Source organism: uncultured Clostridium sp. (genome assembly GCF_947072515.1).
In the GTDB taxonomy this organism is placed as follows: domain Bacteria; phylum Bacillota; class Clostridia; order Clostridiales; family Clostridiaceae; genus Clostridium.
Genome location: NZ_CAMTIG010000114.1, coordinates 1 through 4,336, shown reverse-complemented (window position 1 = coordinate 4,336; position 4,336 = coordinate 1). Strand labels below are relative to the sequence as shown.

The following is a 4,336-nucleotide window of genomic DNA, read 5'->3' as shown; positions in this document are numbered from 1 at the left end:
AACTTCTCCAGCATTATCAAAAGCTTTTCCAGCTTTTTGGGCTTCACTTTGTATTTTATTAACTCCACTTGCAACGCCATCAGTATTTAGCCGAGTATCAATTACTATTTGTCCATCACTCATTTATTCACGCTCCTTTTACAAGTTTATTTTTTTAATTTTTCATAACAAAAAAGAGTAGCATAAAATATGTTACTCTTTTGAAACTTATTATATTTACTCAAAAACTATTTTCAATGCATTAATAATTAATTTTTCTATTTCTACATTATCATGTTCTGCTTTTGCATTTATAATTTCATATAGCTCTTTAGGAATACGTATTCCACTTAAAGGTTTAGTTGTAGATTTTCTTTTTTTACTTTTCTCAATGCTTTTCTTATATTGCTTTTTTATAGCTGGAATTTCTTTATCACTTATATTATTTAAATATTTTTTTGCTTCATCTTCACTTATAAAACTCTTATATATAGAATTATAGCCAAGAACTAACTCACTGCATTCTTTCCAACTAGTAACTATTATATTTTTAACATTCTTACCATCTTTTATTGCATAATATTTCTGTGGCTTCACTTTAGGCATATTATCAACATCCTTTCTTAAACTACTATATTATACGATATATAATGCAATAATTTAAGAAGTACTTTTAATTTTAAGATTGTTAATCTGATTGAATGAGAGAGAGAAAAAGATATAGTTATCCTATGAAAATCATAAAATAACTATATCAAACAACTATATACTGTTAATCTGTATATCATTCGGTCGTTTCATTTGATAACACTTTAGTAAGTAACATTTCAGCTACTTAATAGTTACTATATGGAACTTGTACACCGTCCATTATGATATTTCTATCAATTCACTATTTACCTTTAGGTGGATATTTCACAACATTCACCTTGTACAACCTCAATCCGTTGGATTTTGTCATGGGATATTTATATATCCTTTAGACTAAACATCTTCACCAAAGTTTCACTAAGACTTACGTTTATATGATTATAAGTGTAATAATCATATTTACCGAGTGCACTTATTAGCTCTAGGCTACACTAAACCAAGGTTTTTTTATGTTGGTTTCCTTGCTTAATAACAACTTGTCCTTATTTAATTATCATTTGTATTTTAATAGTTAATATTTTCAAGTTTTTCACTAAAAATTTCTTTATATTCTTCAAATCCATTATTACGCCCATTATAATAAGCTATTTCAACTTGTTTTTCAGAAATGAAGGTATGAATCTCTATATATTTGTTAAACTGGTGTCTTAGTTCTTCTGGAATATTTTCGTAAAGTTCTTCAAATACAGTTTCTTCACTTTCTTCTAAAATTTCTAATACGTACTCATTTGGAGTATCATATGTCTTTTTTAGTATTTCATCATTAGTTAACATTAAAATCACCTCATAAATATTACTTACGAATAATATTAGTTTATCTTTAATTAATATTATTGTCAATAAAAATAACAAATAATACTAAAAATAATAACTAACTTTAAAAATAATAACTAGAACTAATATTTTTTATCTTTATTGAAAATATTATTGATGATACACTATAGTAGTGAGGTGATATTATGGCTATAAAATATTATAAATTATTTGATTTACTTAATAGAAAGGGAATGAAAAAAACTGATTTATTAGAAGTTTTAACTTCCCCTACTCTAGCTAGGTTATCAAAAGGTGGTACAATTACAACTGAAAGTATTGAAAAAATATGTGATTTCCTTGACTGTCAGCCATCAGATATAATGGAAAATATTAAAGAGTAGCTCCAAATAGTGATGCTACTCTTTATTATTTTTTCCATAATAAAAACACCCAAATAAATTTGAGTGTTTGAAATACAATCTATTTTTATCTATTTAAAATTTTAGCTTTTTCAGAATTAAATTCTTCTTGTGTCAAAATACCACTATCTAGTAATTCTTTTAATTCTTTTAGTTCATCAACTTTAGATTTTTGATTTTCTTGAATTATAGAATTATTGTTTGTTGAATCTTGATTTACTTTATCAACTATTATTTGAAGCATTGATAAGATTTTATGTGCATCTTTTTGATATGAATTATACATAAAAGACCCTTTCTTTTGTTCACCTTTAAATATTTTTATAAAGATAACTGGTTCATTTAAATCTTTAGTTGTAATTTTAATTTTCATAGAATTAACAACACCAGTACTTTTATGTTTTCCTGTTGCTGCACCTACAACTGCTCCAACTCCACCAAAAAGAAATCCGCCTGCAACTGCTCTTCCAACTCCACCACTTGAAATAGTATTCCCATCTTCAAGTAATTCAAAATCTAAGATATCTGTATATTTTAAAATTTTAAGGCTATCTATAAATGTTGCAGGAATACAAATTTCTTGCATAGTATCACTAATATATAGATATTTACCAACTTTTATTGTAGCAGATGCTTTTATTTGTTTTTCTTTTTCCCATAATAGCTCAACTCTTTTTCTATTTTCCTCTTTTTCTATTTCTTTTTTTTCTCGAGAAAGTTGTTTTGCTTCTGCTTTTTGCTTTAAAACAAGATTTTTTTTATTTTCTTTTTTTTCTTTAGAGAGTTGTTTTAACTCTAATTTTGCTTTATCTAAACAACTTATACAATAAAATTTATTTTCTTCTTTTTTAAATTTCTTTGTTATTTGCTCACCACAAGAGTTACATAATATTGTATGTTCTATTAATCCCATAGCTTCATTAACTGTAAGTAGTTTATACTCTAATGTTTTTATTTTATTTGAGCATGTTACACAAATAACACCGTTCTTTAAATTACATTTTAATTGCCCATGCTTAAGACCTAATTGATGATTACAAATAGGACAAAATTCTTCTTTTTTATTAAATAAACCCATATTTAATTCCCCCTAGTTATCTTTTGTATAAAGTAATTTCATACAAATTATATACTATTTTTTAGCAATTATAAAGGTTATTATTGGTCTTTATTCATTAAAATGGATTCTATCTCTTTTAGCTTTTTATCATCTTCTTTTTCATATTTATTAGGGAGTTTATATAAATCTTTCAAATTTTTATATCTAGCTCTTTCATCATCATCTTGTATTTCAGATAAATTAATACTTCTATAACTTATTATTTTAGATATTAAATTATCTTCCTTTAGGCTCTTAAACATAGCTTTAAATTTCCACCAATGCAAATATTCAATAGAATTTAAATCTATATTGTATTGATCCATAAAAGCACTATAAATATAATCAGAATCATATTCAAAATTATAGACATCATTATAAGTTCTATTTGAGTTTGTATTATTAGAAGAATTTTCATTAAAACCACAACTATAAAATTTTATAATTTCATCTATAGCTTTATTTAAATTATTAGGGATTACAGGATAATATAAATTTAAAGCTGTAGTTATTTTTTCTTCTTCTGTTAATTCATCATCTAACATCATAAGTTCAAATAAAATTGAATTTCTAAAGTTAGAATTAATTCGATATTCTTTACTATCTATAGTTACTTTAGTTGGTAATCTATCTAATAATAAGCTAAACATTATCTTCTCTTTTTAAAATTCTGTTCTCTTTGTATTCTTTTATTAGAATATTTATTAACTCTTTGTTCCTTTTGGATTCCGATTTCTGTTTTAATAAAATCTAAAAGACTAAAACAATCTTCGATATTATACATATTATTTTTAAAAATTTCAGCTGAAGAACCAGCTCCTAATAAATCATTTATAAATTTATAACACTCTTTAGATAATTCAGTAGTTACTTTTTCATAATACTCATATGTATTATTTTCAGAATTAATAGAATCAGCTTTTACTTGCATTTCTTCACCAAAAGAAATTAATTTTTTAACTAAATTTTTATCATCCTCTATTTGATATGTTTTATTACATATTTTTAGATTAATTACTTTTTTTCTAAATTCAAAATTTGCCATTTATATTCCTCCTAAAATTTAAGGACCTAAATAATAGGTCCTTTTTAAATTATTCTTGTACTGGTGGTTTTACTATTCCAGCTGTAAAAGTTCTAGTTGAAGTATTAAAAGTTCCAGCTTCAATATCGCTCTTTGCTAAAAAGTTTGCTTTTAATCCCATTTCTCCATCTTTACTAGAAAAATCTGATACTTGAATTGCTACCTTTCTTCTTCTAGCTGAATATGTATCAGCTGAACCTGAAACAGGACTATCTAAATCTACCTTTACATAATCAGTTTCTGCATCTGCTCCAACTAATTCATTTCTTCCAATATTCATAATAAATTGAATAACTTCTTCCTCTTTGATTTGGTCAGCTTCAACTGCCATTTTCCAATCATAAGAAG

The 4,336-nt window shown here is 25.0% G+C and carries 6 protein-coding genes and 1 pseudogene; 1 reads left to right on the top strand and 6 read right to left on the bottom strand.

Going from position 1 to position 4,336, the window contains the following annotated elements; translation table 11 throughout:
- Window positions 1–216: 216 nt before the first annotated feature.
- Together Q0W06_RS19320 and Q0W06_RS19315 are read right to left on the bottom strand one after the other, a co-directional pair.
- Window positions 217–585, bottom strand: a complete 369-nt coding sequence (locus tag Q0W06_RS19320; protein WP_297639737.1) for an RNase H1/viroplasmin domain-containing protein — start codon at window positions 583–585, stop codon at window positions 217–219.
- Between the two features lie 549 nt (window positions 586–1,134).
- The gene (locus Q0W06_RS19315; RefSeq protein WP_297639734.1) at window positions 1,135–1,404 is read right to left on the bottom strand and encodes a hypothetical protein; all 270 of its coding nucleotides are present in this window, start codon (window positions 1,402–1,404) and stop codon (window positions 1,135–1,137) included.
- A 185-nt stretch (window positions 1,405–1,589) separates the two neighbouring features.
- Between Q0W06_RS19315 and Q0W06_RS19310 the strand changes: the two genes are divergently transcribed.
- A complete protein-coding gene (locus Q0W06_RS19310) occupies window positions 1,590–1,787 on the top strand; it encodes a helix-turn-helix domain-containing protein (RefSeq protein ID WP_297639731.1) in 198 nt (65 codons plus the stop codon).
- 85 nt (window positions 1,788–1,872) lie between these two features.
- On the opposite strand, the gene Q0W06_RS19305 is transcribed toward Q0W06_RS19310, so the two are convergent.
- The 4 genes and pseudogenes from Q0W06_RS19305 to Q0W06_RS19290 form a co-directional block, all read right to left on the bottom strand.
- Window positions 1,873–2,883, bottom strand: a complete 1,011-nt coding sequence (locus Q0W06_RS19305) for an SHOCT domain-containing protein (RefSeq protein WP_297639728.1) — start codon at window positions 2,881–2,883, stop codon at window positions 1,873–1,875.
- A gap of 80 nt (window positions 2,884–2,963) precedes the next feature.
- Window positions 2,964–3,554, bottom strand: a complete 591-nt coding sequence (locus tag Q0W06_RS19300) for a bacteriophage Gp15 family protein (RefSeq protein ID WP_297639725.1) — start codon at window positions 3,552–3,554, stop codon at window positions 2,964–2,966.
- A complete protein-coding gene (locus Q0W06_RS19295; protein ID WP_297639722.1) occupies window positions 3,554–3,949 on the bottom strand; it encodes a hypothetical protein in 396 nt (131 codons plus the stop codon). Before Q0W06_RS19295 ends, Q0W06_RS19300 begins: the two co-directional genes overlap by 1 nt.
- A gap of 49 nt (window positions 3,950–3,998) precedes the next feature.
- Window positions 3,999–4,336, bottom strand: a pseudogene (locus tag Q0W06_RS19290) (hypothetical protein); the annotation flags it as partial.

What these genes read in the sequence shown, in the direction of transcription:
- Q0W06_RS19320 (WP_297639737.1), bottom strand. Translation starts at nt 585, where the DNA reads ATGCCTAAAGTGAAGCCACAGAAATATTATGCAATAAAAGATGGTAAG.
- Q0W06_RS19315 (WP_297639734.1), bottom strand. Translation starts at nt 1,404, where the DNA reads ATGTTAACTAATGATGAAATACTAAAAAAGACATATGATACTCCAAAT.
- Q0W06_RS19310 (WP_297639731.1), top strand. Translation starts at nt 1,590, where the DNA reads ATGGCTATAAAATATTATAAATTATTTGATTTACTTAATAGAAAGGGA.
- Q0W06_RS19305 (WP_297639728.1), bottom strand. Translation starts at nt 2,883, where the DNA reads ATGGGTTTATTTAATAAAAAAGAAGAATTTTGTCCTATTTGTAATCAT.
- Q0W06_RS19300 (WP_297639725.1), bottom strand. Translation starts at nt 3,554, where the DNA reads ATGTTTAGCTTATTATTAGATAGATTACCAACTAAAGTAACTATAGAT.
- Q0W06_RS19295 (WP_297639722.1), bottom strand. Translation starts at nt 3,949, where the DNA reads ATGGCAAATTTTGAATTTAGAAAAAAAGTAATTAATCTAAAAATATGT.